This is a genomic window from Rhodanobacter sp. OK091 (genome assembly GCF_900142825.1).
Lineage (GTDB): Bacteria > Pseudomonadota > Gammaproteobacteria > Xanthomonadales > Rhodanobacteraceae > Rhodanobacter.
Window position 1 is genome coordinate 1,485,692 of the sequence record NZ_FRCH01000001.1, and the last position, 25,921, is coordinate 1,511,612.

Annotated in this window: 25 protein-coding genes; 18 read left to right on the plus strand and 7 right to left on the minus strand. The window is 65.7% G+C overall.

Annotated elements, in window-relative coordinates:
* The first annotated feature begins 210 nt into the window (after nucleotides 1-210).
* From rho to BUA26_RS06870, 3 genes are all read left to right on the plus strand, one after another.
* Nucleotides 211-2,058, plus strand: coding sequence for a transcription termination factor Rho (gene rho / locus BUA26_RS06860; protein WP_178368576.1), 1,848 nt, complete (start codon nucleotides 211-213; stop codon nucleotides 2,056-2,058).
* 157 nt (nucleotides 2,059-2,215) lie between these two features.
* Nucleotides 2,216-3,583: a glutamate--cysteine ligase gene (locus BUA26_RS06865; RefSeq protein ID WP_072758996.1), complete on the plus strand. Its 1,368-nt coding sequence runs from the start codon at nucleotides 2,216-2,218 to the stop codon at nucleotides 3,581-3,583.
* A gap of 61 nt (nucleotides 3,584-3,644) precedes the next feature.
* Complete coding sequence (locus BUA26_RS06870; RefSeq protein ID WP_072758997.1) at nucleotides 3,645-4,025, plus strand: tautomerase family protein; 381 nt, start codon at nucleotides 3,645-3,647, stop codon at nucleotides 4,023-4,025.
* 63 nt (nucleotides 4,026-4,088) lie between these two features.
* On the opposite strand, the gene hemB is transcribed toward BUA26_RS06870, so the two are convergent.
* A complete protein-coding gene (gene hemB / locus BUA26_RS06875; protein WP_072758998.1) occupies nucleotides 4,089-5,081 on the minus strand; it encodes a porphobilinogen synthase in 993 nt (330 codons plus the stop codon).
* 178 nt (nucleotides 5,082-5,259) lie between these two features.
* On the opposite strand from hemB, the gene BUA26_RS06880 reads away from it, so the two are divergent.
* The 5 genes from BUA26_RS06880 (at nucleotide 5,260) to BUA26_RS06900 (ending at nucleotide 10,435) form a co-directional block, all read left to right on the plus strand.
* Nucleotides 5,260-6,876 (plus strand): S53 family peptidase, encoded by a 1,617-nt coding sequence (locus BUA26_RS06880; RefSeq protein ID WP_072758999.1) that lies wholly within the window; start codon nucleotides 5,260-5,262, stop codon nucleotides 6,874-6,876.
* Nucleotides 6,877-6,987: 111 nt separating this feature from the next.
* Nucleotides 6,988-7,998 (plus strand): glucokinase, encoded by a 1,011-nt coding sequence (gene glk / locus BUA26_RS06885; RefSeq protein ID WP_072759000.1) that lies wholly within the window; start codon nucleotides 6,988-6,990, stop codon nucleotides 7,996-7,998.
* Nucleotides 7,999-8,055: 57 nt separating this feature from the next.
* Nucleotides 8,056-9,288 carry a hypothetical protein gene (locus tag BUA26_RS06890; RefSeq protein ID WP_072759001.1) on the plus strand — a complete coding sequence of 411 codons (1,233 nt, stop codon included), beginning with the start codon at nucleotides 8,056-8,058 and terminating at the stop codon, nucleotides 9,286-9,288.
* A 22-nt stretch (nucleotides 9,289-9,310) separates the two neighbouring features.
* Nucleotides 9,311-9,994, plus strand: coding sequence for an HAD family hydrolase (locus BUA26_RS06895; RefSeq protein WP_072759002.1), 684 nt, complete (start codon nucleotides 9,311-9,313; stop codon nucleotides 9,992-9,994).
* Nucleotides 9,995-10,123: 129 nt separating this feature from the next.
* Complete coding sequence (locus tag BUA26_RS06900; RefSeq protein ID WP_072759003.1) at nucleotides 10,124-10,435, plus strand: hypothetical protein; 312 nt, start codon at nucleotides 10,124-10,126, stop codon at nucleotides 10,433-10,435.
* 32 nt (nucleotides 10,436-10,467) lie between these two features.
* Here BUA26_RS06900 and BUA26_RS06905 read toward each other — a convergent pair whose 3' ends face one another.
* The 3 genes from BUA26_RS06905 to secB all read right to left on the minus strand — a co-directional run bounded on the left by BUA26_RS06905 (nucleotide 10,468) and on the right by secB (nucleotide 15,137).
* Entirely contained in the window at nucleotides 10,468-13,485 is a 3,018-nt protein-coding gene (locus tag BUA26_RS06905; RefSeq protein ID WP_072760140.1) for a DEAD/DEAH box helicase, read from the minus strand.
* Between the two features lie 113 nt (nucleotides 13,486-13,598).
* Nucleotides 13,599-14,624 carry an NAD(P)H-dependent glycerol-3-phosphate dehydrogenase gene (locus BUA26_RS06910; protein ID WP_072759004.1) on the minus strand — a complete coding sequence of 342 codons (1,026 nt, stop codon included), beginning with the start codon at nucleotides 14,622-14,624 and terminating at the stop codon, nucleotides 13,599-13,601.
* A gap of 9 nt (nucleotides 14,625-14,633) precedes the next feature.
* Nucleotides 14,634-15,137 carry a protein-export chaperone SecB gene (gene secB, locus BUA26_RS06915; protein ID WP_072759005.1) on the minus strand — a complete coding sequence of 168 codons (504 nt, stop codon included), beginning with the start codon at nucleotides 15,135-15,137 and terminating at the stop codon, nucleotides 14,634-14,636.
* A gap of 320 nt (nucleotides 15,138-15,457) precedes the next feature.
* Between secB and rpmB the strand changes: the two genes are divergently transcribed.
* The 4 genes from rpmB (at nucleotide 15,458) to BUA26_RS06935 (ending at nucleotide 17,029) form a co-directional block, all read left to right on the plus strand.
* The gene (gene rpmB / locus BUA26_RS06920) at nucleotides 15,458-15,694 is read left to right on the plus strand and encodes a 50S ribosomal protein L28 (protein WP_072759006.1); all 237 of its coding nucleotides are present in this window, start codon (nucleotides 15,458-15,460) and stop codon (nucleotides 15,692-15,694) included.
* Between the two features lie 10 nt (nucleotides 15,695-15,704).
* Nucleotides 15,705-15,872 carry a 50S ribosomal protein L33 gene (gene rpmG / locus BUA26_RS06925; protein ID WP_072759007.1) on the plus strand — a complete coding sequence of 56 codons (168 nt, stop codon included), beginning with the start codon at nucleotides 15,705-15,707 and terminating at the stop codon, nucleotides 15,870-15,872.
* A 199-nt stretch (nucleotides 15,873-16,071) separates the two neighbouring features.
* Nucleotides 16,072-16,623, plus strand: coding sequence for a DUF4166 domain-containing protein (locus BUA26_RS06930; protein ID WP_072759008.1), 552 nt, complete (start codon nucleotides 16,072-16,074; stop codon nucleotides 16,621-16,623).
* Nucleotides 16,613-17,029 carry a thiol-disulfide oxidoreductase DCC family protein gene (locus BUA26_RS06935; protein ID WP_072759009.1) on the plus strand — a complete coding sequence of 139 codons (417 nt, stop codon included), beginning with the start codon at nucleotides 16,613-16,615 and terminating at the stop codon, nucleotides 17,027-17,029. The genes BUA26_RS06930 and BUA26_RS06935 overlap by 11 nt, the downstream gene beginning before the upstream one ends.
* Nucleotides 17,030-17,224: 195 nt before the next feature.
* Here BUA26_RS06935 and BUA26_RS06940 read toward each other — a convergent pair whose 3' ends face one another.
* Nucleotides 17,225-18,421 carry a DesA family fatty acid desaturase gene (locus tag BUA26_RS06940; RefSeq protein WP_072759010.1) on the minus strand — a complete coding sequence of 399 codons (1,197 nt, stop codon included), beginning with the start codon at nucleotides 18,419-18,421 and terminating at the stop codon, nucleotides 17,225-17,227.
* 223 nt (nucleotides 18,422-18,644) lie between these two features.
* Here BUA26_RS06940 and BUA26_RS06945 point away from each other — a divergent pair, with 223 nt between their 5' ends.
* The 6 genes from BUA26_RS06945 to mutM all read left to right on the plus strand — a co-directional run bounded on the left by BUA26_RS06945 (nucleotide 18,645) and on the right by mutM (nucleotide 24,338).
* Nucleotides 18,645-19,376 (plus strand): ABC transporter ATP-binding protein, encoded by a 732-nt coding sequence (locus tag BUA26_RS06945; RefSeq protein ID WP_255368192.1) that lies wholly within the window; start codon nucleotides 18,645-18,647, stop codon nucleotides 19,374-19,376.
* Nucleotides 19,373-20,128, plus strand: coding sequence for an ABC transporter permease (locus BUA26_RS06950; RefSeq protein WP_072759012.1), 756 nt, complete (start codon nucleotides 19,373-19,375; stop codon nucleotides 20,126-20,128). The genes BUA26_RS06945 and BUA26_RS06950 overlap by 4 nt, the downstream gene beginning before the upstream one ends.
* Nucleotides 20,128-21,483 (plus strand): GldG family protein, encoded by a 1,356-nt coding sequence (locus BUA26_RS06955; protein ID WP_072759013.1) that lies wholly within the window; start codon nucleotides 20,128-20,130, stop codon nucleotides 21,481-21,483. The genes BUA26_RS06950 and BUA26_RS06955 overlap by 1 nt, the downstream gene beginning before the upstream one ends.
* Nucleotides 21,484-21,486: 3 nt before the next feature.
* Nucleotides 21,487-21,978, plus strand: coding sequence for a hypothetical protein (locus BUA26_RS06960; RefSeq protein ID WP_072759014.1), 492 nt, complete (start codon nucleotides 21,487-21,489; stop codon nucleotides 21,976-21,978).
* Nucleotides 21,979-22,094: 116 nt separating this feature from the next.
* Nucleotides 22,095-23,504, plus strand: a complete 1,410-nt coding sequence (gene gndA / locus BUA26_RS06965) for an NADP-dependent phosphogluconate dehydrogenase (RefSeq protein ID WP_072759016.1) — start codon at nucleotides 22,095-22,097, stop codon at nucleotides 23,502-23,504.
* A gap of 6 nt (nucleotides 23,505-23,510) precedes the next feature.
* Nucleotides 23,511-24,338 (plus strand): bifunctional DNA-formamidopyrimidine glycosylase/DNA-(apurinic or apyrimidinic site) lyase, encoded by an 828-nt coding sequence (gene mutM / locus BUA26_RS06970; RefSeq protein WP_072759018.1) that lies wholly within the window; start codon nucleotides 23,511-23,513, stop codon nucleotides 24,336-24,338.
* Nucleotides 24,339-24,405: 67 nt separating this feature from the next.
* Here mutM and BUA26_RS06975 read toward each other — a convergent pair whose 3' ends face one another.
* Complete coding sequence (locus BUA26_RS06975) at nucleotides 24,406-25,173, minus strand: hypothetical protein (protein WP_072759020.1); 768 nt, start codon at nucleotides 25,171-25,173, stop codon at nucleotides 24,406-24,408.
* A gap of 25 nt (nucleotides 25,174-25,198) precedes the next feature.
* A complete protein-coding gene (locus BUA26_RS06980) occupies nucleotides 25,199-25,831 on the minus strand; it encodes a thymidine kinase (RefSeq protein ID WP_072759023.1) in 633 nt (210 codons plus the stop codon).
* Nucleotides 25,832-25,921: the final 90 nt, after the last annotated feature.

Sequence of the window (25,921 nt, forward strand, 5' to 3'; positions counted from 1 at the left end):
ACCGGCCCGGATGAGCAAGGCCGATTCACGAGGCTTTACGCCGATGCGCAGCGGGTGCTAGATTCAGCGCGTCCGTCGGGACAGTCCTGTCCCCTTGCGCCCTCCGCGCGACGCACACCCTCCCTCCTGTAATTCAACGGCGCCCCGCGAGGATAGCCCGTGTCCGATACCGATAACAAAATCCCAACCGACGCCAAGAGCGCCGATACCATGCCTGCAGCCGAAGGCAAGCCCGAGCCGCGCGCCCGCGCGCCGCGCCGCACGGCGGCAGCGATCGCTGCGGCGAATGCCGAGAAAGCGGCGGCTGCCGACCGGCCAGCTCCTGCTGCGACTCCCGTGCCGGCTCCCGTTCCGCCGCCGGAGCGGCCGGCAGCTCCCACACCCTCGCCTTCCGCCCCACCGGCTGCGGCGCCGATGACGCCAGCGTCCTACGGGGAGACGCCACCGCAGCGCGCAGCGCAGGAACTGCGTGAGTCCAGCCCGCAAGGCCAAGAGCAGGCGCAAGGCCAGAATCAAGGCCAAGGCCAGAACCAGGGTCAGAATCCTAACCAGGCTCAAGCTCAGGGCCAAAACCAGGGCCAGAACCCGAACCAGGGTCAGAATCAGGGCCAGAACAACCCCAACAGCGGCGGTCGCGAAGCCCGCGAAGGCCGCGGCCGGCGCCGGCGCAACGAGCGTGGCGGCGGCAATCCGCAGCAACAGCAACCGCGTCCGCAGGGCGGCGGCCATCCGCGGCCCAACCCGAACGGCTTGCCGGTCGATGACGACAACGCCGATCCCGGCAGCAACGACCGGGTGATCAACCTCACCGAGCTGAAGCGCAAGAACGCGATCCAGCTGCTGGAGTTCGCCGAATCGCTGGGCGTGCATGAAGGCGTCGCCCGCGCGCGCAAGCAGGACGTGATCTTCAATGTGCTCAAGGCGCACGCCCGTTCCGGCGGCGGCATCTGGGCCGAAGGCGTGCTGGAAATCCTGCAGGACGGCTTCGGCTTCCTGCGTTCGGCCGACGAGTCGTACTTGGCCGGCCCGGACGACATCTACGTGTCGCCCAGCCAGATCCGCCGCTTCAACCTGCGCACCGGCGATTACATCACCGGCCGCGTACGCCACCCGAAGGAAGGCGAGCGCTACTTCGCGATGCTGCGCGTCGACGACATCAACGGCGATCCGCCGGAAGCGTCGAAGAACAAGATGCTGTTCGAGAACCTCACCCCGCTGTTCCCGCGCAAGGCGTTCAAGCTGGAGCGCGGCAACGGTTCGAGCGAGGACATCACCGGCCGCATCCTGGACCTGATCGCACCGATCGGCAAAGGCCAGCGCGGCCTGATCGTCTCGCAGCCGAAATCCGGCAAGACGATGATGCTGCAGAACGTCGCCCAGGCGATCACCTACAACCACCCCGAAGCGCATCTGATCATGCTGTTGATCGACGAGCGCCCGGAAGAAGTGACCGAAATCGCCCGCACCGTGCGCGCCGAGGTGATCTCCTCGACGTTCGACGAGCCGGCCGTGCGCCACGTGCAGGTCGCCGAGATGGTGATCGAACGCGCCAAGCGCCTGGTCGAACACAAGAAGGACGTGGTGATCCTGCTCGATTCGATCACCCGTCTCGCCCGCGCCTACAACACGGTGGTGCCGAGCTCCGGCAAGGTGCTCACCGGCGGTGTCGACGCGAACGCGCTGCAGCGTCCGAAGCGGTTCTTCGGAGCCGCCCGCAACGTCGAGGAAGGCGGCAGCCTCACCATCATCGCCACCGCGCTGACCGAAACCGGCAGCAAGATGGACGAGGTGATCTACGAGGAGTTCAAGGGCACCGGCAACATGGAAGTGCACCTGAGCCGCCGCATCTCCGAGAAGCGCGTCTACCCGGCGATCGATATCAACCGCTCCGGCACCCGCCGCGAGGATCTGCTGATCGAGCCGGACATGCTGGCCAAGATCTGGATCCTGCGCAAACTGCTGCACCCGATGGACGAACTCTCCGCGATGGAGTTCATGCTCGACAAGATGAAGAACACCAAGTCCAACGACGAGTTCTTCAATTCGATGAAGCGCTGATCGGGCTGCTGATTTGCGTCGAAACGGGGCCTGCGGGCCCCGTTTTATTGTCCGGCGGGCGAATCTGCACCACGACGTACAATTATTTGCCGCCTCCCCCTTTTCGTTGTCACGCAACACCCCCATAGTGACTCGCTCACCCAGCGAGGCTTTGCCCGTGTCCATACCCAGTGCCGTCAAGAGCACCCCGATCCAGGGCCGCCAGCAACTGACCGATTACCTCGCCGCCGGGGAAAAGCCCCGCGAAGCGTGGCGCATCGGCACCGAGCACGAAAAATTCGGTTTCCTCACCGACAGCCTCCGCCCCCCGACTTTCGAGGGCGATCGCGGCATCAAGCTGCTACTGGAAACCATCGCCACCCGCTACGGCTGGGACGTGGCCCGCGAAGGCGAGAACCCGGTAGCGCTGTCGCGCGACAAGGCCTCGATCACATTGGAACCGGCCGGCCAGCTGGAATTGTCCGGTGCGCCACTGGAGACTATCCATCAGACCTGCTGCGAGGTGAACTCGCACCTTGAGGAAGTGCGCTCGATCGCCGACGGCATGGGGCTCGGTTTCCTGGGCATGGGCTTCCAGCCGAAGTGGCGCCGCGACGAGATGCCGTGGATGCCGAAAGGCCGTTACAAGATCATGCGCGAGTACATGCCCAAGGTCGGTTCGCTCGGGCTGGACATGATGACGCGTACCTGCACCGTGCAGGTGAATCTGGATTTTTCCAGCGAAGCGGACATGATCAAGAAGTTTCGCGTGAGCCTGGCGCTGCAGCCGATCGCCACCGCGCTGTTCGCCGACTCGCCGTTCACGGAAGGACGTCCAAACGGCTATCTGTCGTATCGCTCGCACATCTGGACCGATACCGACCCGCACCGGACGGGGATGCTCGACTTCGTGTTCGCCGACGGCTTCGGCTACGAGCGTTACGTCGACTACATCCTCGACGTGCCGATGTACTTCAGCTTCCAGGACGGCAACTACATCGACCTGGCCGGACAGGACTTCAAGAAGTTCATGGCCGGCGAACTGCCTACATTGCCCGGCACACGCGCCAGCATGAAGGACTTCGCCGACCACCTCACCACCGCCTTCCCCGAGGTACGGCTGAAACAATACCTGGAGATGCGCGGCGCCGACGGTGGTCCGTGGAACCGTCTATGCGCATTGCCCGCGTTCTGGGTTGGCCTGCTGTACGACGACGAGGCATTGAATGCCGCGTGGGATCTGGTCAAGGACTTCAGCCGCGAGGAACGCCATGCGTTGCGCGACGGCGTGCCGAAGCATGCGTTGAAACTGCTGTTCCGCGGCGGCAGCGTGCGCGACCTCGCCGAGGAAGCGCTGAAGATCGCCGGCCACGGCCTGCGGCGGCGCGCGCGCCTCAACAAGAACGGCGCCGACGAAAGCATCTTCCTCGAACCCATGATCGAGATCGTGCAAGCGAATCAGACTCCGGCCGAACGCAAGCTGGAGCTGTTCCATGGCGCCTGGAACGGCAGCGTCGATCCAGTGTTCCGCGAATTCGCCTACTGACAGCGCCGCAACGCCAACGGTGCACAGAACGTGGCAGCGACATCCTCACCGAGAACCTCCCATGCCCCTAGTCCGCATCACCCTTCGCCGCGGCAAGTCGTCCGCCCATCTCGCAGCGTTGCGCAACGGCGTCTACCAAGCCATGCGCGAGACCTTCAACGTGCCCGAGAATGATCGCTTCATCCTGATCAGTCAGCACGACGCCGATGAATTCGACTACGACCCCGGCTACCTCGGCATCGCCCGCAGCGACGACCTGGTGATCGTGCAGATCACCTGCAACACCGGCCGCACGGTGGAAATGAAGCAGGCGCTGTACCGCGGCATCGCGGACAACCTGGCCGCCGATCCCGGCCTGCGCCCCGAAGACGTGTTCATCAACCTAGTCGAGACATCGAAGGAGAACTGGTCATTCGGCAACGGCATCGCTCAGTACGCGTGACGTCCGCTCTCATTGCCACCGCATGTCGCTGGGCCGATAACGGACGTTGAAAGCTGGCGGCATCTACTCCCCGCGCAACCACCGCGCCGCATCGATCGCATAGTAGGTAAGAATCGCATCCGCCCCCGCACGCTTCATCGCGGTGAGCGATTCCAGCACCACTGCCTTCTCGTCCAGCCATCCATTCTGCGACGCCGCCTTCAGCATCGCGTACTCGCCGCTGACCTGATACACGAAGGTCGGCATGCCGAATGCGTCCTTCACGCGGCGAACGACGTCCAGATACGGCAGGCCCGGTTTCACCATCACCGCGTCGGCGCCTTCGTTGATGTCCAGCTCGACTTCGCGCAGTGCCTCGTCGCTGTTGGCGATGTCCATCTGGTAGGTGTGCTTGTTGCCCTTGCCGAGATTCGCCGACGAACCCACCGCATCGCGGAACGGGCCGTAGAACGCGGAAGCGTATTTCGCCGAATAGGCGAGGATGCGGGTGTGGATGTAGCCGGCGTCTTCCAGCGCATCGCGGATCGCGCCGATGCGGCCGTCCATCATGTCCGACGGCGCCACGAAATTCATGCCCGCTTCGGCCTGCGCCAGCGACATCTTGATCAGCGCCTCGACGGTGGGCTCGTTCATCACGTAGCCGCTCGCGTCGATCAGGCCGTCCTGGCCATGGGTGGTATACGGGTCCAGCGCGACATCGCCGATCAAGCCCAGCTCGGGGTACTTCGCCTTCAACGCGCGGGTGGCGCGGTGCATCAGGTTGTCCGGGTTCCACGCCTCGCTGGCATCGAGCGATTTCACATCGGCATCCGGCGAGGGGAACAGCGCCAGCGCCGGAATGCCCAGACGCACGCATTCACCGGCCAGTTTCAGCAGCTCGTCGATCGACAACCGATCCACGCCCGGCATCGACGGTACCGGCTCGCGCTGGCCTTCGCCCTCGATCACGAACGCGACCATGATCAGGTCGCTGGCCAGCAAGGTGTGCTCACGCATCAGCGCGCGGGAGAAGGCGTCGCGGCGCATGCGGCGCATGCGGATGGCGGGAAAGCTCATGGCGGATCCTGGCTGGTCGTATCCAGGCCATTTTAGGCCACAACGAAAGCCTGCGGCCGCGCTGCGACATTGCCTGCTTGCCTTGTCGCCACCAACCCAACATCGAGGACACCTTGCCGTAACGCTTCGGGATGCACCCTCCGCGCCACCACCCGCCGTTCCCCACCGGAGGAAGCCCATGAGCAAGACCAAGTCCACCGCCGCGACTTCCCACTGGCATTTGCCTGCCGGCGCCCGCTATCTGGGGCCGCATGGCCCGGACGAAACGCTAGACGTGACCTTGGTACTGCGGCGCAAGAGTCCGCTGAGTACGCCATTGACCCCGTCAGCATCATTCAGCGCCCGGCACGCCGATTTTGTAGCGCGCCACGGCGCCGATCCGGCCGACGTGGAACGACTGCGCAGCTTCAGCCGCCAGCACGGCCTGCGCGAACTGGCCTGCGAACCGGAACGACGCACGCTGCATCTGAGCGGCACGGTGCAGTCGCTGCAGCAAGCGTTCGGCGTGCAGCTGGGGCGCTACGAGCTGACGCCCGGCGGCACAACCTGCGTCTGCTGCGCGCAGGCACCCACCCTGCCCGACCCGGCGGTGATCGCCGTACTGGGACTGGACCGGCGCCCGGTCGCCCAGCCGCATTTCCGCATCGCACGAGCGCAGCCGAGCACGACCTACACACCGCCGCAGGTAGGCCAGCTGTACAACTTTCCCGCCGGCACCGACGGCAGCGGCCAGACCATTGCGATCATCGAGCTCGGCGGCGGTTACCGGCAGGCCGATCTGGACACCTACTTCAAGTCACTCGGCCTGGCGACGCCTTCGATCACTGCCGTTTCCGTCGACGGCGGCAGCAATACGCCCGGCGGCGCCGCGGACGCGGAAGTGATGCTGGACATCGAGATCTGCGGTTCGCTGGCTCCGGCAGCCACGCTGGCGGTCTATTTCGCCCCGAATACCGATCAGGGTTTCTACAATGCGATCTCGCAGGCCGCGCACAGCAGCAGCCAGCCGGCCACGGCGATGTCGATCAGCTGGGGCGCCCCCGAGGACGGCTGGAGTACGGCATCGCGCAATGCCATGGAAACCGCGCTGGAGGACGCCGCCGCACTCGGCGTGACGGTGACCGTGGCCTCGGGCGACAACGGCTCCAGCGACGGCGAGAGCGATGGGCAGCCCCATGTGGATTTCCCTGCCTCCAGTCCATCGGTGCTGGCCTGCGGCGGTACCGAGCTGGTCGGCAGCGGCAGCAAGATCAGCAGTGAAGTGGTGTGGAATGAGACCGCCGGCAACGAAGGCGCCACCGGCGGCGGTGTCAGTACCGTGTTCGCGCTGCCCACCTGGCAGGCGAATGCGGGCGTGCCGGCGGCAGCGGGCGGCTTCGTCGGTCGCGGCGTGCCGGATATTGCCGGCAACGCGGATCCGCTCACCGGCTACGCCGTGCGGGTGGACGGCCAGGACGAGGTGATCGGTGGCACCAGCGCGGTCGCGCCGTTGTGGGCCGCGCTGGTGGCCCGTCTCAACCAGCAGCTCGGCCATTCGCTGGGTGCCGCGAATGCCGCCCTGTATCGCGCCAGCAGCAAGGTGTTCCGCGATATCACCCAGGGCAACAATGGCAGCTACGTAGCAGGTAAGGGCTGGGACGCCTGCACCGGACTGGGGAGTCCGGACGGACAAGCCTTGTTCGGCGCCTTGCGGGCGGGGCCGGGCGCCCCACCACCCAAGCATAAGGGCCACAAGCCCAAGCATGGGGGCCACAAGCCACCTGCCAAGGGCGGCAAGCACGTGAGCAAACCGTAGGACCTCCCGGCACGCGCACAGCGGCCCGGCATGCCGGATGCGACCGGTGCTGGACGCTGGCCCGCATTCACGGCAGGCTTGCTGTTTTCCGTATCACCCGATGGAGCACCGATGCGCGTTACCGCCCCCACCCTGCTGGTCGATCTCGGCGGCACCAATGTCCGCTTCGGCGTGGCGGATCCATCGCGCGACAGGCCGTTGCTGCCCGACAGCATCAGGCGCTACCGCGTGGCCGAGCACGATTCGCTGGTCTCCACCGCGAAGCAATATCTCGCCGATACCGGCTTGCAGGTGAGCCGCGCCATCGTGGCCGCGGCTGGGCGCATCGTCGACGGCGAGACCGTCAAGGTCACCAACAATCCGTGGGCGATCTCGGCTCATCAAACCGCCACCGCGCTGGGTCTGGAATACGTACACCTGGTCAACGATTTCGCCGCGCAGAGCATGGCGGTGACACTGCTGCACGGCGACGATCTGGTCGACGTGGGCACGGTGCCGCGCCCGGTGGTCGGTGCCGAGGACGAGCAGACCTTCGCCATCGTCGGCCCGGGCACCGGCCTCGGCGTCGGCGGCCTGCTGGTACGCGGCGGCCATTGCAGCGTGCTGCAGACCGAGGGCGGTCACGCCGGCTTCGCTGCCCATTCGCCCGAGGACATCGCGATCCTCAATTATCTCAACCAGAAGTACGGGCGCGTGTCCAACGAGCGGCTGATCTGCGGCCAGGGCCTGGTGAATCTCTACGACGCGATTTGCCACATCGTCGGAGCCCAACCCGAGGACCTCAAGCCCGAGGACATCACCGCCCGCGCCAAGGTCGACGGCTGTCCGCTGTGCACCCGCACGGTGGAAACCTTCGCCGGCATCTTCGGCAGCGTCGCCGGCGACCTGGTGCTCACGCTGGGCGCCTGGAACGGGGTCTACCTCACCGGCGGACTGATCCCGATCCTGCTGCCCTGGCTGGAACGCGGACGCTTCCGCGAGCGCTTCGAGGCGAAGGGCCGCTTCCGCGACATCATGGAAAAGGTACCGACTCAGGCGATCATGAATCCCGAACCGGGCCTGCTCGGCGCCGCGGCGCTGGCGGTGATGGAATCGGGTCGGTCGCTGCTGCCGCAGCGATAGCCTGCCGCGACGCTACGGGCCGGCGCGAATCCTTTCGATGGAATGCGGGGACTGCGTATGCCGTACACCACCATCTTCCGTCTGCTGTTGCTGCTGGCGCTGCCATTCACCGCGCTGGCAGCGCAATCGCCGGATGCCGGTGTCACCCGCAACCCGACGCTGGCCATACCGACCAAGCCGATCACCACGCGCGCGGAGCTGGATGTCTACCTGCGCGACACGCCATCGGCAAACTCGCCGCTGAGCTGGCTTACGCCCGGCGCACAACGTCGATTCCTCGACAGCCTGGTGTTCCAGGAGCGTGGGCTTGGCGGCATGAACCTTGAGGACCTGCGCTACGAACTCACCCGCCAGCGGGCCTATGTCCTGCTGCAACTGTTTGGCGCGCAAAGCTATGCGCTGGACCTGGATGCCCGCAGCACCCCGCGCCCGGCCACCGGCGACCAGGCGAGCACACTGGAACCCGCCTACGACCAGTGGCTGAGCGCCTCCGGGCAGGCCGCTGGAAACGCCGGATCGGCGCTGGCGATCTCGCACAGCTATGCCGCGGGGTTTGCGCCCGAACAGACCAACGCACGCATGCATTCGCTCGGCGACCGCGACGTGGAGCTGCTGTTCCGCGCCGCGACGCTGGCGTTCCATGCCACCGGCCAGCCGGATTACCTCGCCGACATGCGCCGCGACTTCGCCGAACTGGAACGCCGCCATGAGGTCGACCGTCCACATGCCAGCGATCTCTATGATGCGCTGCTGGCCGCCCATCACAGCGACGAAGCCCGCACGGTGCTCGCCGCTCACCCCTCGATCGAACGTCGCCCGCCGCCACTGATGCGCACGTTCAATCGTATCCGCGACAACCAGCCCAGCCTGTGGATAGCCATGCTGGACACACACAAACGCGAGCTGGTGCGTTTCCGCTTCAATATCCGCGCCCCTGCGCAGGTCATCGTGCTGGCCTCGACCGGCTGCCATTTCTCCGCGGACGCCGCGCGCGACATCGAAGCCGATCCATTGTTGCGCGACCTGTTCCGCGGATATGCGCAATGGGTAGCGTCCGCCAGCGAGGTCACCGCCTTCGATGCCGTGCGCGACTGGAACCAGGCGCATCCCGCCTTGCGGCTCGGTATTGCCTACGACAATGCCACCTTGCCGATGGTCGAGCGTTTCGACACCCCCACGTTCTACTTCCTCGATCATGGCGCCGTCGTCGACACGGTGATCGGCTGGCCAGCGGGCGGCAATCTCGATGCGCTCCGGCGCGGGTTGCGCAAGATCAATCTGCTGCATTGATGCGATTTCCCGGAGAATCCTTATGCCCCGCAACGACACCGCCTTCCTGTTCGACCTCGACGGCACCCTGGTCGACAGCGTGTACCAGCATGTGCTGGCGTGGAAGGAAGCGCTGGACAAGGAAGGCGTGGAGCTGTCGGTGTGGCGCATCCATCGCAAGATCGGCATGAGCGGCGGCCTGTTCGCGAATATCCTGCTGCGCGAGACCGGGCTGGAGATCACCGCGGAGCGACTGGCACGGCTGCGCGAATGGCATGCCGAGGCGTTCAACCGGCAGCACACACAGGGCTCGGTACGGCCCCTGCCGGGAGCGCGCGAGCTGCTGGCCTACCTGACCGCGCAAGACATCCCCTGGGCGATCGCCACCAGCGGGCGTATGCAGACCGCAGCGCACAATCTCGAAGCACTGGGTGTCGACCCGTCGAAGATACCGGTGGTGACGCGCGACCAGGTGCGTCATGCCAAGCCCGATCCGGATCTGTTTCTCGCCGCCGCTGCGCGACTGGGCGTCGACATCCATCATTCGCTGGTGATCGGCGACAGCGTGTGGGACATGCTCGCCGCACAGCGTGCCCGTGCGCTCGGCGTGGGTCTGCTCTCCGGCGGCTACGGGCTGGCGGAGCTGCAGCAGTCGGGCGCGTTCCGCGTGTACGACGATCCTGCCGACCTGCTGCGAAATATCGACGAGGTTGCCGCGCGCGACTGAGCGGATTCCCTGCGCGGCGTGAGCGCCTTCACTGCAGGACCTGAATGATGTTTGCCGGCATCATGAAAAATTAATCCCCCGCGTGCGCACAGACGATAGGCTCCCGAGCAATCGCCCACGGAGCTACTCATGCGCCGACTCGTCGCCAGTCTCCCGCTTGCCCTGCTGCTCGCCGCGTGCTCGCCCACGCCGACGCCGTCGCAACCTGCGACTGGCCAAGCCGCGCCAGCCAATGCCGCGCTAGGCTCTGCCGAATGGTACGCATGGGTCGATCAATCGCTGGGTATCGACGAACAGGGTCCGCAGCGCGGTTCGGCCGAATGGAATCAGGCCGTGCAGAACAAGCTGGGGCAGGAAGCGCCGCAATCGAAACCGGGCTCGCCGCAATGGCAGCAATCCGTCGACGCGTTGCTGCGCACGCGCATGCCGCCGTCGTCTTGAGCGATGCGTTGAACTGACAACGTACGAAGTCGTCAGCCCGGTGCCAGCAAGGTATCCAGGTCGACCTGATCGAAACTGAGTTTTTCGCGGCTGCCGCCACCTTCCAGCACGGCCGCGGCCAGTTCGGCCTTGCGCGCTTTCAGCTCTTCGATGCGCTCTTCCACCGTGCCGCTGGTGATCAGGCGGAACACGAATACCGGCTTGTCCTGGCCGATGCGATGGGCACGGTCGCTGGCCTGGGCCTCGGCAGCCGGGTTCCACCACGGGTCGTAGTGGATCACGGTGTCGGCCGCCGTGAGGTTGAGGCCCACGCCGCCGGCCTTCAGCGACAGCAGGAACAACGGTACCTCGCCGTTCTGGAAACGCTGCACCGGTTCGGCGCGATCACGCGTCTCGCCAGTGAGGGTCACATAGCGGATGCGCCGGCGATCGAGCTCGGCCGCGATCAGCTTCAGCATGCCGGTGAATTGCGAGAACAGCAGCACCTTGCGGCCTTCGTCGAGCAGCGCCGGCAGCATGTCCATCAGCAGTTCGAACTTGGCCGATTCGTGCACGCCGCGCGCCACTTCGAGTTTCACCAGCCGCGGATCGCAGCAGACCTGGCGCAGCTTGAGCAGCGCATCGAGCACCACGATGCCGGAGTGCGCGATGCCGCGCTGGGCGATCACCTCGCGCAATTCCTCCGCCAGCGACAGGCGCAGGCCTTCGTACAGTTCGCGCTGGCGACCTTCCAGCACCACCCGGCGGGTGATCTCGGTCTTCGGCGGCAACTCCTTGGCCACCTGCGCCTTGGTCCGGCGCAGGATGAAGGGCGCCAGGCGCAGGTTGAGCCGCTGCTGGCATTCCTCGTCGTGCTGCTTCTCGATCGGCACGCGGTAGAAGCGGCGGAATGCGCCTTCGTCGCCAAGCAGGCCAGGCACCGCCAGATCGATCTGCGACCACAACTCGCCCAGGTGGTTTTCCAGCGGCGTACCGGTGAGGCAGACGTAGCGCGGCGTGCGCAGGCTGAGCAGCGCGCGGCGCGCCTGCGTACGCGGGTTCTTCACCTGCTGCGCCTCGTCCAGCACGATCAGCGCAAAGGATTGCTTTCTCAAAGTGACCACGTCGCGCGGCAGCAGCGCGTAACTGGTCAGCACGATGTCCTGCGCGCCGAGCTGGGCGAATTCTTCGGCCCGTTGCGGGCCGTGCAAGGTCAATACATGCAGCATCGGGGCGAAGCGCGTGATCTCCGATTGCCAGTTCGGAATCAGGCTGGTCGGCACCACGATCAACGCCGGCTGGGTCAGTGCGCCGCTCTGTTTCAGCGACAGCAGATGGGTGATCAGCTGCAGCGTCTTGCCCAGGCCCATGTCGTCGGCCAGTACGCCGCCGACGCCGGCTTCGGCCAATGCGTTCAACCAGCGCAGACCCTCGCGCTGGTACGGCCGCATCTCCACCGTGAGCCCTTCCGGCACCGCATCGCTGGCACGCTCGGCGGCATCGCGCAGGCGCGCGGCGAAACCGAGCAGCGGCTCGGCCGCTTCCAGCGTGCTGCCGCGGGGCATCGCCGCGACGAGCTCCTCCAGCCGGCCGGCCTGCACTCGCGGCAGATGGAGCTTCTTGCGCGGCTTCTCCAGATATTCGGCCAGCGGTGCCAGCAGGCCGCGCAGCTCCTTCAGCCGCACCGGCACGCGGCGGCGCGCATCGACCGGCGCGTACCACACTGCGTCTTCCGGCTCGTTCGGCGCGGGACGCAGGTTCAACTGATGCTCGGCCAGCGCCTGCGCCACCGCGGGCAACAGGTTATGCCGCTGGCCATCGAGCTCGATGCCGATTTCCAGGTCGAACGCATGATCGTCGGCGTCTTCCACCGCCTGGCCATACCAGCGCACCGGGCCTTCCAGTACTTCGAACGGAAAGCTCGGTGCGTACTCGACCTGGAAATTTTCCTGTTCGAGCTTCGGCCGCAGAGCCAGCCAGCGTGCCGGCGTGTTGACTTCCAGCGCCCCGGCGTAACCGGTGCCGGGAAACAGCCAGGCATCCTCGGGCAAGGTCTCGGCTACGTCCCACGGCAGGCCTTCGGTGTCCACGCCAGGGGTGAGGCCGGCGCGTTCGAGCTGCTCCATCGCCGACAATTCTTCGGCGCGGCGGCGGGTGATCTCGACCAGCTGGCCGTTGCGCACGCGGCGAACCAGTGGCTCGCCGCCGCGGCCGGGCAAGCGTTCACCGGCGTAGTCGAACGCCAGCCGCGCATAGCCCAGGGGCGGTGTGCCGGCAGCCAGCCGGGCATGCCGGGTCAGCGCGTGCATGGTCAGCACCGGCTTCGGCGCCAGCTCCGAGCGACGCACCTCGCCGAACACCTGCGGCAACGGCACCCGCGTGGCCAGCCGGCTGCCCGGCAGGCGATTGCGCAGGCGGCGGCCGTGCTCGTGTTTCAGCGGCGGCAGATCCAGCCAGTGGGTTTCCTCGGCCGCGGCATCGAACAAGCCCACGGTGGCACGCTCGGCGTCGAGATACCAAAGGCCATCGATGCGCAGCAGGCGCTGGCTGTGCGGCAGCAAGGGCAGCAGACGCTGACTGCCGTCCGGTTCCATCTGCCAATGCCAGTTGAGCTGGTGCGACTTGCCGCGCGACAGCCGCAACCCGGCCAGGCCGCCCAGAAAACACGGTGCGGTATCGAGGATCTCGGCGAGCAAGGTATCGCCGACATGGCCGCTGAGGCGTGCATAGCTGCGGGTTTTGCGCACGTTCTGCGGCAATCCGAGCATGGTGGCGGCGAGGCGTTGTTCGTGCGGCTGCAGCGGCGACTGCGCCAGGTGCCGGCTGTCCAGCGGTACCGGTCGCACGTAGCGGCCGTGTTCGGCCACCGTCAGCAGTACCGGTGCCGCATCCAGCCGGGCAAATGCGGCGCCTTCTTCCGGCATCACTTCCAGAAAGAAACCGAGCACGCCATGGTCATCGGTCACCACTGGCTTGGGCGCAGCGAGCAGCCGTCGCCACGCCTGCGGCAAGGCTTCGTCCTCGCCGACTGGCCCTGTGCCGGCGTGCTGTTTCTCGTCCGGTTGCTGCATGCGCATGCGATCCGTGGCGACAACCAAAACGTTGAGCTTAGCAGCGCAGAGGCGAGTTGCGATGGTCGTCGTGCATGCGGATCGAGGAACCCGCATCGCGACCGGAAAGGGATTCAGGCGGTGCCGAACAGACCTTGCGGATATTCCGGCTTCTGCTCGCGCGCCATCAACGCCTTGAGCCCTTCGACCGGGGTGACCTCGCCGTGCAGCACGGCGCGCACGCCGGCACTGATCGGCAGGTCCAGCCCGTGCTTGTCGGCCAGCCGCGCCACTTCGTCAGCGCTGAGAATGCTCTCCACCACCTGACCGATCTGCCGTACCGCTTCATCGATCGCCACGCCTTGGCCCAGCGCAAGACCGAGCCGCCGGTTGCGCGACAGGTCGCCGGTGCAGGTCAGCACCAGATCGCCGAGGCCGGACAGGCCGATCAGCGTCTCCGGTCGCGCGCCGAGCGCCACGCCGAGGCGCAGCATCTCGTTCATGCCGCGGGTGATCAGGCCGGCGCGGGCGTTCAGGCCCAGCTGCATGCCATCGGCGATGCCGGTGGCCACCGCCAGAACGTTCTTCATCGCGCCGCCGAGTTCGGCACCCAGCATGTCGCCGCCGGAATACGCGCGCAGATTCGGCGCGTGCAGAAGGCTGGCCAGCTGCTGAGCGAACGCCGCGTCGTCCGAATGCACGGTGACCGCGCTGGGCAGGCCGGCCGCCACTTCCTTCGCGAACGACGGGCCGGTGACCACCGCCGCGGCGCGGCCGGGCAGCTGTTCGGCCACCAGTTCATGCAGGAAACGCCCGGTACCCGGTTCGAAGCCCTTGGTCGCCCATGCGATCGCGGTGTTGGCGTCGAGCAGCGGCGCCAGTTCGACCAGCATCGAGGAGAACGCATGGCTGGGCACCACGATCAGCACGATGTCCGCACCGCGCACCGCGCTGGCCAGATCGCTTTCGTAGCCCAGCTCCAGCGGCAGTTCGATGTCCGGCAGATAGCGCTGGTTGCAACGACTCGCCGCGATCGCCGCCAATGCCGCGCGGTCACGTCCCCACAATCGGGTCGGCACACCGTTGCGCGCGGTCAATGCCGCCAGCGCCGTGCCCCAGGAGCCGGCGCCGAGAACGGTCAGCTTCGGGTTTTCAACCATGCCGTCAACTCAGCTGTTGAGCGTGGCCGGGACCTCGTCGCCACCCATGGCGCGACGCTGCTGCTCGGCGAACAGTGCGTCGAAATTGATCGGCTGCAGCAGGAACGGCGGGAAACCCCCTTCCAGCACCAGCGAGGAAATCACCTGGCGGGCATACGGAAACAGCAGGTTCGGGCAATAGCTGCCGATGATCCCGGCATGATCCATCTCGTTGAAGCCGGCGATGCCGAACAGGCCGGCCTGCTCCACTTCGGCCAGATAGGCGGTGCGCTGGCCGACAGTGCACGTCAGCGTGAGGCTGAGCACCACTTCATACAGGCTGTTGCCCAGATCGGTGGCCTTCTGACCCAGGTTCAGCTGCACCTGCGGCTGATCCTGCCCGTCGATTTCCTGGAAGATCTGCGGCGCATTCGGCGCCTCGAAGGAAACATCCTTCACATAGATCTTCTGCATCACCAGCTGCGGCTGACTGGCCTGGCCGCTGGCCTGGTCGTTGGTGATTTCTTGCGCCATCGGGAGTTCCTCGGGGTCTTGTCAGGTCGAAAAAGAGGTCGATTGTTCCATACATCCCCTCGGCACGCACGCTGGACGACGACGGGTCGTGCGGAACAGATTGCGCACAGCCTTGTTTTTCTGCGAGAATACGCGGCTCGCCTCGATCGACCCGGTGTTTCCGGGCAGTCCGCCACGCGGTACGGACCTCACGATCATGCGTGGCAACAACCTCCAGCATCGCGTGGCGCATAGCGCCGCTGGGCCGATGTCACCCTGGCTAACGGGTGTTTACCGACTTTCAAAGCCCCGGCTTCTGAAGTCATTCAACGGAGGTCGTCATGGCCCGTGTATGTCAAGTCACCGGTAAGGGTGTGCAGAGCGGCAACAACGTCTCGCACGCCAACAACCGTACCCGTCGCCGCTGGTTGCCGAACCTGCATGAGCGTCGCTTCTGGGTCGCCAGCGAAAACCGCTGGATCAAGCTGCGTGTGTCCAACAACGCCTTGCGCACGATCGACAAGAATGGCATCGAAGCCGTGATTGCCGAGATGCGCGCCCGCGGCGACAAGGTCTGAGGATCAAACCATGGCAAACAAGACCCAAGACAAGATCCGCATGATCTCCTCGGCCGGCACCGGCCACTTCTACACCACGCAGAAGAACAAGAAGAACACGCCGGAAAAGTTCGAGTTCAAGAAGTACGATCCGGTCGTGCGCAAACACGTGATCTACAAGGAAGGCAAGATCAAGTGACGTTCTGGCGCGTTCGCACATAGCGCGAACGCCTCTGCCAGAACGTCATCCCGGCGAAGGCCGGGATCCAGTGAGACTCCCAAAAACCCGCCTTCATGGCGGGTTTTTTCTTATCCGCACTAAACCCGTTCGCGCATAACGCAGGTTTTTCTCCAGGCGATCGCTTGCCTGCCCGGCAGCCGCCCCGCATCATCTCCAAATGACCTCCACTGCCCTGTTCCCAGGCCTGCTGGGCGACGACATCTGGCGCCAGTTGCCGGATGTCGTACAAGCCATGCATGGAGCCGCCCCACTTCTACGGGCGAAGGGCCTGGCCAACGTCACTGGCGCCGACCATTTTCCCGCGCGCTGCCTGCGCCGCCTGCTCGGCCTACCCTCACCGGGTCCGCAGCAGGCGCTGGTTCTGACCATCGAGCGTCGCGGCACACGCGAGGTGTGGACCCGCCGCTTCACCAGCCGGCGGATGCAGTCCGTACTCGGTCGCCGTTCCGGCTCACCGCTGCTGTATGAACGGCTGAGGCTGGCCACGCTGGGCTTCGCACTGCAGCGCGATGGTGACGCCATCGACTGGCAATTACGCAGCGTGCATGTGCTCGGCGTGCCGCTGCCGCGCGCACTGCGTGGCAAGGTACTGTCACGCAGCGGCTTCCGCGACGGACGCTACCACTTCAGCGTCGCCGTGCAGCTGCCGTTGCTGGGCGAGCTGATCGGTTATCAGGGTTGGCTGGAATCGCTGCCGCATGGCCACTGAATCCACTGCACCCGTCATCGTGTTCGACGGCGTCTGCCTGTTGTGCAGCCGCTGGGTGGGCTTTCTGCTGAAGCACGATAGCGCGGCACGCTACCGCTTTGCATCGATGCAATCGGACAGCGGCCGCGCTTTGCTGCTGGAGCACGGGCTGGATCCGGATTCACCGCCGTCCTTCCTGCTGGTGGAAGACGGCCGCGGATATACCGACAGCGACGCGATCGCCCGCGTGCTGCATGGGCTGGATCGCCGCCGTTGGCGCTGGCTGAGCCACGGCATGCTGCTCGTTCCGCGCTGGCTGCGCGATCCGCTGTATCGCTTCGTGGCCCGTCATCGCTATCGCATCTTCGGACAGAGCCGCAGCTGTTTCGTGCCAACGCCGGAACAGCACGAACGTTTCATGCGGTGAAGGTTTCAAGCCTGTTCTCGGTCGCGAACCCCACGCCGTCACCGTGCCGCGCATTCGGTGTCGGCGGAGTTGGCGGGTGCCTGCGTCGATCAACGGCACACGCCAAGCCATCCGCCCCTCGGCCGGTGAAATCCCTTAAAAACAAAACCCGCAATCCGGCGGGTTTTGCTGGTGCATGTACTTTCGCTGCGGCGGTCAGGCGGCTGTCGCGACAGTGTAGCCCTTGAGCCGCTGAGCGAATTCCTGCAGGGCGCGAATGCCGCTTTCCTCGGCTTCGTGGATCCACTGCTGCAATCCCTTCAGCGCCTGGTCGGCACCGCGCTGCTCCATCAGCGCCGCGAGGCGGTTACGGAAATCGCACACGATGTTGAGCGTGGGACGCTTGGCCAGCATGGCCTGCAGTTTCGCGCTGCCTTCGTGGTCCAGCCAGCGGCCGCCGTCGGCAAGCGCCAGGCGCATGCGGCGCGGCACGGCTTTCAGGCTCTCGCCGGCGTGCTGGGCTTCGTCGCGCAGGGTCGGCATGATCACGCCGCGATAGAAGTCGGTCATTGCCTGGAAACGATGGGTCAGCACGGCCTTCAGCGTCTCGGCGTCGGGCAGGCGCACATTCGGGCGTACGTCCAGCGACGGCGCCACGCGCAGCACCTTGGCCAGACCCACCGCGCGCAGGCCGCAGATCGCCGCCCAGCCGATGTCGAACTCCCACTTGCGCAGCGCGAACTTGGCTGAGCTCGGGAAGGCATGATGATTGTTGTGCAGCTCTTCACCGCCGATCCAGAAACCCCACGGGATCAGGTTGCGCGCGGTGTCGGCGCTCTCGAAATTGCGGTAGCCGGCCCAGTGGCCGATACCGTTGACGAAACCGGCGGCCCAGAACGGGATCCACACCATCTGCACGGCCCACAATGCGGCGCCGATCACGCCGAACAGCGCGATGCTGATCAGCAGCATCAGGGTCGGACCCCAGTACGGATGCGCGCCATAGACCTTGTGCTCGACCCAGTCGTCCGGCGTACCGCGGCCGTACTGTTCCATGTCCTGCTTCGACTCGCAGGCATCGCGGTACAGCGACACGCCGTCCCAGAACACCTTCTTGATGCCGTAGATCATCGGGCTGTGCGGATCTTCCTCGGTCTCGACCTTGGCGTGATGCTTGCGATGCACCGCCACCCACTCGCGGGTGACCATGCCGGTGGTGAGCCAACCCCAGAAACGAAAAAAGTGCGCCAGCACCGGGTGGAAATCCACGCCGCGATGGGTCTGGCTGCGATGCAGGTACAGCGTCACCGTGAAGATGGTGAGCTGGGTCACGATCAGCATATAGATCACGATCTGCCCCCAGCTTGCGCTGGTAAGACCGTGGTTCAGGAAATTGAGCACTGCATCGAGCATGGAAAGCACCGGGGTAAGGGACAAATTCAGTCTAGTCGAGGGGTTTCCATACCCGCCAGCATGGCATGGCCCACAAGAATAACAGGCAGTCAAGAGGGAGAAGCTAATCGGACGTTAGTAACCCGACATTAGTTCGCATGTGTGGCAATCACCTGTTGTCTAACCATGGGGGCGCCATGACAATCAGGCAATGACCTTGCCAACTGACGCATCTGTGGTCCCCATGCTGCAATTGAACCAGCTCAGCCGCCGCCGCGCCGGCCGGCCGGCCGTGCAGAATCTGAGCCTGGCCTTGTCACCGGGCCAGGTGCTGGGCCTGCTGGGCGTCAACGGCGCCGGCAAATCGACCACCTTGTCGATGATTGCCGGCGCGCTGCGACCGGACAGCGGCAGCATCAAACTGAACGGCGAGGATTTTCTGGAACGCCCCGAACTGGCGCGCCAGCTGATCGGCTGGCTGCCCGAACGTGCCCCGCTGTGGCCGGAACTGACCGTGAGCGAGCATCTGGACGCGCACGGTCAGTTGCGCGGCTTGCATGGCGCGGCGCTGAGGCAGGCACGTTCGGCGATTATCGAGCGACTGGAACTGCAACCGCTGGCGCGGCGCCTGGCCGGCGTTCTGTCGCAAGGCCAACGCCAACGGTTGGGATTGGCTTGTGCGCTGCTGCACCGTCCCGCCCTGCTGGTACTGGACGAACCGGCCAACGCACTCGATCCGGTGCAGGTCGCCGCGTTGCGCGCGCTGATCCGCGAACAGTCTGCCGCCGGCACCGCTGTGATTCTTTCCACCCACCTGCTGACCGAAGTCACCGCCGTCTGCGATCGCGTAGCCATCCTGCATGAGGGCACGCTGCGCCACGACGGCGCCGTGCACAGCGACGATCACGCGGCGCTGGAGCGGACCTTCTTCGAGATTGCGATGAACGGCAACACCCTTCCGGCGCGCGCCGCATGAGCCTCCTGGCCGTGACACGACTGGAGTGGCGCCGAATGCTGGTGCGGCCGCTGGCCTGGGTGCTGGCCGCGCTGACGCTGGCATGGCTGGGGTGGAACTTCACCTTGCTGCTGGGTGGTTTCCTGGCTGGACAGATCCAGAACGCGGCGCGGCCTGACGGCCCCGGTTTCATCGATCTGGTGGGCGTACCGCTGCTTGGCCAGCTCGCCCAGCTGGCGTTCCTGGTGGTGCCGCTGCTGACCATGTCGGTCATCGCCGGTGAACGCCGCAATGGCACCTTGCCGCTGCTGTTCGCCGCCGGCGTACCCGCTTCGCGCATTGTGCTGGGCAAGTATCTGGCGGTGCTTGGCTGGCTATTGCTGTGGCTGCTGTTGACGTTGGCGATGCCGCTGGCGCTGGCCCATGCCACCCATATCGACTGGGGCAAGCTGGCCGCCGCCACGCTGGGCCTCGCGCTGATGCTGGCCGCACTGGCCGCAGCGGGCGTGGCCTGCTCGACCTTCGCGTCGCACCCGGCGATCGCCGCCGCTGCCTCCTTGATCCTCGCGTTGGCGCTGTGGAGCGTGAACCTCGGCGCGCAGATGGCCGGCATCAATGGCGGCGCGATCAACTGGATGGCGATGAGCACGCACCTGCAGCCGCTGCTGCGTGGGCTGGTATCGAGCACCGACATCGTGTGGTTCGTGTTGCTGATCGTGCTGGCGCTGGCGCTGGCCACGCGCCGGCTGAGCGCCGACAGGGAGCGTGGCTGATGCGCCTTCTATTCAGACGTCTGGACGGCTGGCTGTTCGCACTGCTGTTGTTGCTGGCGGCCGCTGCCATCGGCTACCTGAGCACGCGCTACGCACGCGAGGCCGACTGGACCGCGAACGGCCGCGCCAGCCTGTCGACCGAAAGCCGCGCCGTGCTGGCCCAGCTGACCGGCCCGGTGGACATCGTCAGCTACGCGAGCCCGCAGGGCGACCTGCGCCAGACCGTGGCTGGCTTCCTGCGGCGCTATCAGGCGGTGAAACCGGATCTCGGCCTGCGTTTCGTCGACCCGCAGCTCGATCCGGCCAAGATGCGCGAACTGGGCATCACGGTCGATGGCGCGCTGATCCTGCATTACAAGGATCGCGAGCAGCGGCTGGACGAACTGTCCGAACGCAGTCTCACCAATGCGCTGGAACGACTGATACGCGGCAGCGATCGCATCGTCGCGTTCGTCAGCGGCGACGGCGAGCGCCGTGCCGACGGCCAGGCGAATGCCGATCTCGGCACCTTCATCAGCCAACTGGAAGCGCGCGGCATGCGCGCGGTACCGCTGAACTTCGCCCAGGTCAGTACGGTGCCCGAACACACCGACCTGATCGTGCTGGCCAGCCCTACCCTGGCGTTGGCGCCGGGAGCCGTGCAGGCATTGGTCAGCTACGTGCAGAACGGCGGCAACCTGCTGTGGCTGACCGAGCCGGCGAACGACGACCTCGGCCTCAAGCCACTGGCCGACGCTCTCGGCGTGCACGTGCTGCCCGGTGTCTTGGTCGATGGCGGTGGCACGGCGCTGGGTCTGCATGATCCGCGCATGATCGCGCGTGGCGATTACCCGCCGCAGGCGATTACCCAGGGCTTCACGCTGACTACGCTGTTTCCGCAGGTGTCCGCGCTGGCCCAAGTGGCGCAGGCTGGCTGGGCGATCAAACCGTTCCTGCGCTCCGGCGCGCAGAGCTGGACCGAATTCCAGCCGATCGACAACGACAAGCCTTCGAACATCCGTTTCGACGCGAGCGCCGGCGAACTCAAGGGACCGCTGGACTTCGGCTTCGCACTGAGCCGGCTGTCGCCGAGCCCGGACAAGAGCGAGCAGCGCGCGGTAGTGATCGGCGACGGCGATTTTCTGTCCAATACTTTTCTCGGCAACGGCGGCAATCGCGCACTGGGCGAGCGCGTGTTCGACTGGCTGCTGGGCGACGACAAGCTGGTCAACCTGCCGCCACGCGGCGCACCGGACCGGCTGCTGCAGATTACACAGGCCGAATTGAACACGATCAGCTTCAGTTTCCTGATCGCTCTACCCTTGCTGCTGCTGCTGATCGGCGGCTTGATCGTGTGGCGCCGGCGGCGTCGCTGAACGATGAAACGCGCCACCCGCCAGCGCCTGATCCTGCTGCTCGCCGTGCTGGCGCTGCTGATGTTGGCCGGCTGGCAACTGCAGCGCGATGCGCGCAACGAAACTGGGCCGCTCACGTCGATCGATCCAGCCAGCGTCAGCCACATCACGCTGACCTTGCCTGGCACACCCGCCATGCACTATGAAAAACGCGAGGCTCACTGGTGGCGTATCGACGGCACCCCGGCACGCGCCAACGATGCGCGGCTCGGCGATCTGGCCGATACCGCCGCGGCGCATGTGCTCAGCTGGCGGCCGGCCAGTGATTTCGATCCTGCGAAAATCGGGCTGGCGCCGCCGAAGGCCGTGCTCGATCTGGATGGCCAGACGCTGGAGTTCGGCGAAGCGTCGGTGACCGGTCCGCAGCACTACGTTCGCGTCGGCCAGCGCATTGCGCTGGTGTCGGCGCGCTACACGCCGCGATCGCCGGCCACCCAGACCACGGAGCTGCACTGACTGCGGAAGCCTGTGGGACGATGGCGCCTTCATCACGCCAGAACGCGTATCCCGGCATGCTGGGCATTGCCATCTTCACTGGTCTAGCAACGGTTATTGTTAAGGAGTGGATCGAGATGAGTCAGCAAGCAATCGGCGTGATCGGCATGGCCGTGATGGGCAAGAACCTCGCACTCAATATCGAGAGCCGCGGTCACGCGGTATCCATCTTCAACCGCAGCAGGGCGAAAACCGACGAAGTCATCGCCGAACACGGCGACAAACGCCTGGTGCCCGCATACACGCTGCAGGAATTCGTCGACTCGCTGGAAAAGCCGCGGCGCATCCTGCTGATGGTGAAGGCCGGCGAGCCGACTGACGATACGATCGAACAGCTCAAGCCGCTGCTGGACAAGGGCGACATCCTGATCGACGGCGGCAACACGAATTTCAAGGACACCATCCGGCGCAACCAGGAGCTGGCCAAGGCCGGCTTGCACTTCATCGGCACCGGCGTCTCCGGCGGCGAGGAAGGCGCGCTGCACGGCCCCTCGATCATGCCCGGTGGCCCGCGCGACGCGTATGACCTCGTGGCGCCGATCCTCACCGAAATTGCTGCGCGCGCGAAGGACGGCACCCCATGCGTGGCCTACATGGGCCCGGACGGCGCCGGTCATTACGTGAAGATGGTGCACAACGGCATCGAGTACGGCGACATGCAGCTGATCGCCGAAAGCTACGCCGTGCTCAAGCACGTGCTGGGCCTGTCCAATAGCGAACTGGCCGGCGTCTACCGCGACTGGAACGCTGGCGAACTGGACAGCTACCTGATCGAAATCACCGCGAAAATCTTCGGCAAAAAGGACGAGAAGACCGGCAAGGATCTGGTCGACGTCATTCTCGATCGCGCCGCGCAGAAAGGCACCGGCAAATGGACCAGCCAGAGCGCGCTCGACCTCGGCGTGCCGTTGCCGCTGATTACCGAATCGGTGTTCGCCCGCGTGTTGTCCTCGCTGAAGGACGAACGCGTCGCCGCCAGCAAGCAGCTGGCCGGCCCGCAGACGAAGGCATTCGACGGCAAACGCGATGCCTTCATCGCCGCGGTGGGCCGTGCGCTGTACCTCAGCAAGATCGTGTCCTACGCGCAGGGCTTCGCCCAGCTGCGCGCGGCCTCCGACGAATACGACTGGAACCTCGACTACGGCACGATCGCGCAGATATGGCGCGGCGGCTGCATCATCCGCGCGCGCTTCCTGCAGAACATCACCGACGCCTACGCCAAGGACAGCTCGCTGGCCAACCTGCTGCTGGCGCCGTACTTCCGCGACATCGCCGCCGAGTACCAGTCGTCGTTGCGCGACGTAGTCTGCGCGGCCATCGCCGCGGGTGTTGCGGTGCCGTGTTTCTCCTCGGCCATCGCCTACTACGACGGTTACCGCAGCGAACGCCTGCCGGCCAACCTGCTGCAGGCGCAGCGTGATTTCTTCGGTGCGCACACCTTCGAGCGAGTCGACGAAAAGGGCAGCTTCCACGAGGAATGGAACTGACTCCGCGTGCCTGAGCTTCCCGAAGTCGAAACCACCCGCCGCGGCATCGCGCCTTATCTGATCGGCCGACGCGTCACCGGCGTGATCCTGCGCCGGCCCGACCTGCGCTGGCCGATTCCACCGGAGATCAGCACGCTGCTGCCCGGGCAACGCATCGACGCGGTGGAACGACGCGCGAAGTACCTGCTGCTGCATACCGAAGCCGGCAGCGCATTGCTGCATCTGGGCATGTCCGGCGTGCTGCGCGTGCTGCCGCCGGACTCTCCGGCGGGCAGGCACGATCATGTCGATATCGAACTGGAGCGCACGCCGTCGCAGGCGCCGCGCATCCTGCGTTTCACCGATCCGCGCCGCTTCGGCTGCCTGCTGTGGCAGCCGTCCGGCGAGACGCACGAACTACTGGCGAAGCTCGGGCCGGAGCCGCTGACCGACGCGTTCGACGGCGACCTGTTGTGGCGGCTCTCGCGCGGCCGCACCACGGCGGCAAAACTTTTTCTGATGGACAACGCGGTCGTCGTCGGCGTGGGCAATATCTACGCCAGCGAAGCCCTGTTCGCCGCCGGCATCGATCCCCGACGCGCCGCCGGTGCCGTCTCGCGCGCACGTTATGCGCGGCTCGCCGCCGAGGTGAAACGCATCCTGGCCTGGGCTATCGAACGCGGCGGCACCACGCTGCGCGACTTCATCAGCCCAGACGGCGCTCCCGGCTACTTCTTTCTCGAGCTCAACGTGTACGGCCGCGCAGGCGAACCCTGCAAGATATGCGGCACGCCGATCCGTCAGGTTACCCTCGGACAACGCTCGACGTTCTGGTGCCCGCACTGTCAGCGTTGATGCAAAAACTCACCATGTCATCGATCGCAGGAGCCCGCCAACGGGCTCCTACAAAACGATGCAGTGCTCACGCCGGCCACTGGAACTCGACATAGGTGTTGTTGAATTGCGGATCGTCCAGGCCGCCGCGGAGATGCACGACGACACCGCTGGGGACTCCTTCGATATCCAGCCTCTGCCCATCGGTGAAATGCGCACCCAGCGCCTCCAGCTCGACCAGCTTTTCGCACAATAGGCCGGCACGGTCGACGGCGCGGTCCGGCACCTGGCGGATGCTGATGTCGGGGCGACCGAACTTGCGCATGCCACGGGTGTGTATCCACGAGTGATCCGGCGTGGACTCGCCGTCACGCAGGATCAGCAGATGATTGCGGATCGGTGCGCCGTCGCGTATCAGGTATTTTCGGCGCCATTCGCCGGCATCGAGCAGGCTGAGAATCTGCGGATCGAGGATCGCGGTGCCGCCGATGTCGAGCAGGCCGGCCAGCACACCCAAGGTGTCGCGCAGATAGCCGGTGGCCTGGCTGTCTTTGAGCCTGCCGCGCACGACCATGACTTCAGGTGCATCAAACGCGATCTGCCATGCCTCGGGAGCGTCGTCCTTGAACATGCGGCCCATCGCACCTTTCAGCGGATAGCCGTCCCATTGGCGCAACGCGCTGTGGTAATGGCTGACCGCTTCGATGCCGGGCGGCAGGCCCGGGCTGCCGTAATCGGCGGAAGGCACGCGCACGGCGTCGAACTTACCGAACACATAGAACTGCAGCAGGATCTCCTCGTCGCTAGCCTGCCAGTGCGGACGCTGCCAGGCGGGGATGGTGATCGGGTTGCTCATGACATTCCTTGATGGTGGATCTCGGTCAGCGGTTCTTGCCGAGTGGCAGCACCGATTGCTGCAATTCGATGCGGCCACTGCCTTCGCTGATCTTCTTGAACTCGGCGCGGCTTACCGACACATAGCGGTCGTTGCCGCCGATCTCAACCTGCGGTCCCTCGGTGACGGCGCGGCCGCGCTCATCCACGCGCACCACCATGGTCGCCTTGCGGCCGGTATGGCAGATCGTCTTGATCTCTTCCAGATTGTCGGCCCAGGCCAGCAGATAGCGGCTGCCTTCGAACAGCTCGCCGCGGAAATCGGTGCGCAGTCCGAACGCCAGCACCGGGATGTTGAGCTTGTCGACCACGTCGCTGAGCTGCCACACCTGCGACTTGGCCAGGAACTGCGCTTCGTCGACGAACACGCAGTGCAGCGCGCCATGCGCCGCGATGTCGACCTCGACCAGCGTCAGCAGGTTCTCGCCGCCGCCGAAACGCCGCGCGTTGGCCTTCAGGCCGATGCGCGAGGCGACGACGCCATCGCCGTAACGGTTGTCCAGCGCCGGCGTGAGGATCAGCGTGCGCATGCCGCGCTCGTGATAGTTGTACGCACTCTGCAGCAGCGTGGTGGTCTTGCCGGCATTCATTGCCGAGTAATAGAAATAGAGCTTGGCCATGGGAGGGCACATTCGAGTCGTGACTGCGCATGGTAGCGCGAGCACGTCGCAGGGACCCTGCGGACATACCCCCGTAGACGAAAGATCAGG

Excerpts from the sequence above, each read along its gene's own strand:
- BUA26_RS06945 (WP_255368192.1), top strand. The coding sequence starts at position 18,645 with ATGCTGCAATTGAACCAGCTCAGCCGCCGCCGCGCCGGCCGGCCGGCC.
- BUA26_RS06975 (WP_072759020.1), bottom strand. The coding sequence starts at position 25,173 with ATGAGCAACCCGATCACCATCCCCGCCTGGCAGCGTCCGCACTGGCAG.
- BUA26_RS06940 (WP_072759010.1), bottom strand. The coding sequence starts at position 18,421 with ATGCTCGATGCAGTGCTCAATTTCCTGAACCACGGTCTTACCAGCGCA.
- BUA26_RS06895 (WP_072759002.1), top strand. The coding sequence starts at position 9,311 with ATGCCCCGCAACGACACCGCCTTCCTGTTCGACCTCGACGGCACCCTG.
- BUA26_RS06935 (WP_072759009.1), top strand. The coding sequence starts at position 16,613 with ATGGCCACTGAATCCACTGCACCCGTCATCGTGTTCGACGGCGTCTGC.
- BUA26_RS06900 (WP_072759003.1), top strand. The coding sequence starts at position 10,124 with ATGCGCCGACTCGTCGCCAGTCTCCCGCTTGCCCTGCTGCTCGCCGCG.
- rho (WP_178368576.1), top strand. The coding sequence starts at position 211 with ATGCCTGCAGCCGAAGGCAAGCCCGAGCCGCGCGCCCGCGCGCCGCGC.
- BUA26_RS06890 (WP_072759001.1), top strand. The coding sequence starts at position 8,056 with ATGCCGTACACCACCATCTTCCGTCTGCTGTTGCTGCTGGCGCTGCCA.
- BUA26_RS06955 (WP_072759013.1), top strand. The coding sequence starts at position 20,128 with ATGCGCCTTCTATTCAGACGTCTGGACGGCTGGCTGTTCGCACTGCTG.
- BUA26_RS06880 (WP_072758999.1), top strand. The coding sequence starts at position 5,260 with ATGAGCAAGACCAAGTCCACCGCCGCGACTTCCCACTGGCATTTGCCT.
- BUA26_RS06910 (WP_072759004.1), bottom strand. The coding sequence starts at position 14,624 with ATGGTTGAAAACCCGAAGCTGACCGTTCTCGGCGCCGGCTCCTGGGGC.
- BUA26_RS06960 (WP_072759014.1), top strand. The coding sequence starts at position 21,487 with ATGAAACGCGCCACCCGCCAGCGCCTGATCCTGCTGCTCGCCGTGCTG.
- BUA26_RS06950 (WP_072759012.1), top strand. The coding sequence starts at position 19,373 with ATGAGCCTCCTGGCCGTGACACGACTGGAGTGGCGCCGAATGCTGGTG.
- BUA26_RS06905 (WP_072760140.1), bottom strand. The coding sequence starts at position 13,485 with ATGCAGCAACCGGACGAGAAACAGCACGCCGGCACAGGGCCAGTCGGC.
- glk (WP_072759000.1), top strand. The coding sequence starts at position 6,988 with ATGCGCGTTACCGCCCCCACCCTGCTGGTCGATCTCGGCGGCACCAAT.
- hemB (WP_072758998.1), bottom strand. The coding sequence starts at position 5,081 with ATGAGCTTTCCCGCCATCCGCATGCGCCGCATGCGCCGCGACGCCTTC.
- BUA26_RS06980 (WP_072759023.1), bottom strand. The coding sequence starts at position 25,831 with ATGGCCAAGCTCTATTTCTATTACTCGGCAATGAATGCCGGCAAGACC.
- rpmG (WP_072759007.1), top strand. The coding sequence starts at position 15,705 with ATGGCAAACAAGACCCAAGACAAGATCCGCATGATCTCCTCGGCCGGC.
- BUA26_RS06870 (WP_072758997.1), top strand. The coding sequence starts at position 3,645 with ATGCCCCTAGTCCGCATCACCCTTCGCCGCGGCAAGTCGTCCGCCCAT.
- BUA26_RS06930 (WP_072759008.1), top strand. The coding sequence starts at position 16,072 with ATGACCTCCACTGCCCTGTTCCCAGGCCTGCTGGGCGACGACATCTGG.
- rpmB (WP_072759006.1), top strand. The coding sequence starts at position 15,458 with ATGGCCCGTGTATGTCAAGTCACCGGTAAGGGTGTGCAGAGCGGCAAC.
- secB (WP_072759005.1), bottom strand. The coding sequence starts at position 15,137 with ATGGCGCAAGAAATCACCAACGACCAGGCCAGCGGCCAGGCCAGTCAG.
- gndA (WP_072759016.1), top strand. The coding sequence starts at position 22,095 with ATGAGTCAGCAAGCAATCGGCGTGATCGGCATGGCCGTGATGGGCAAG.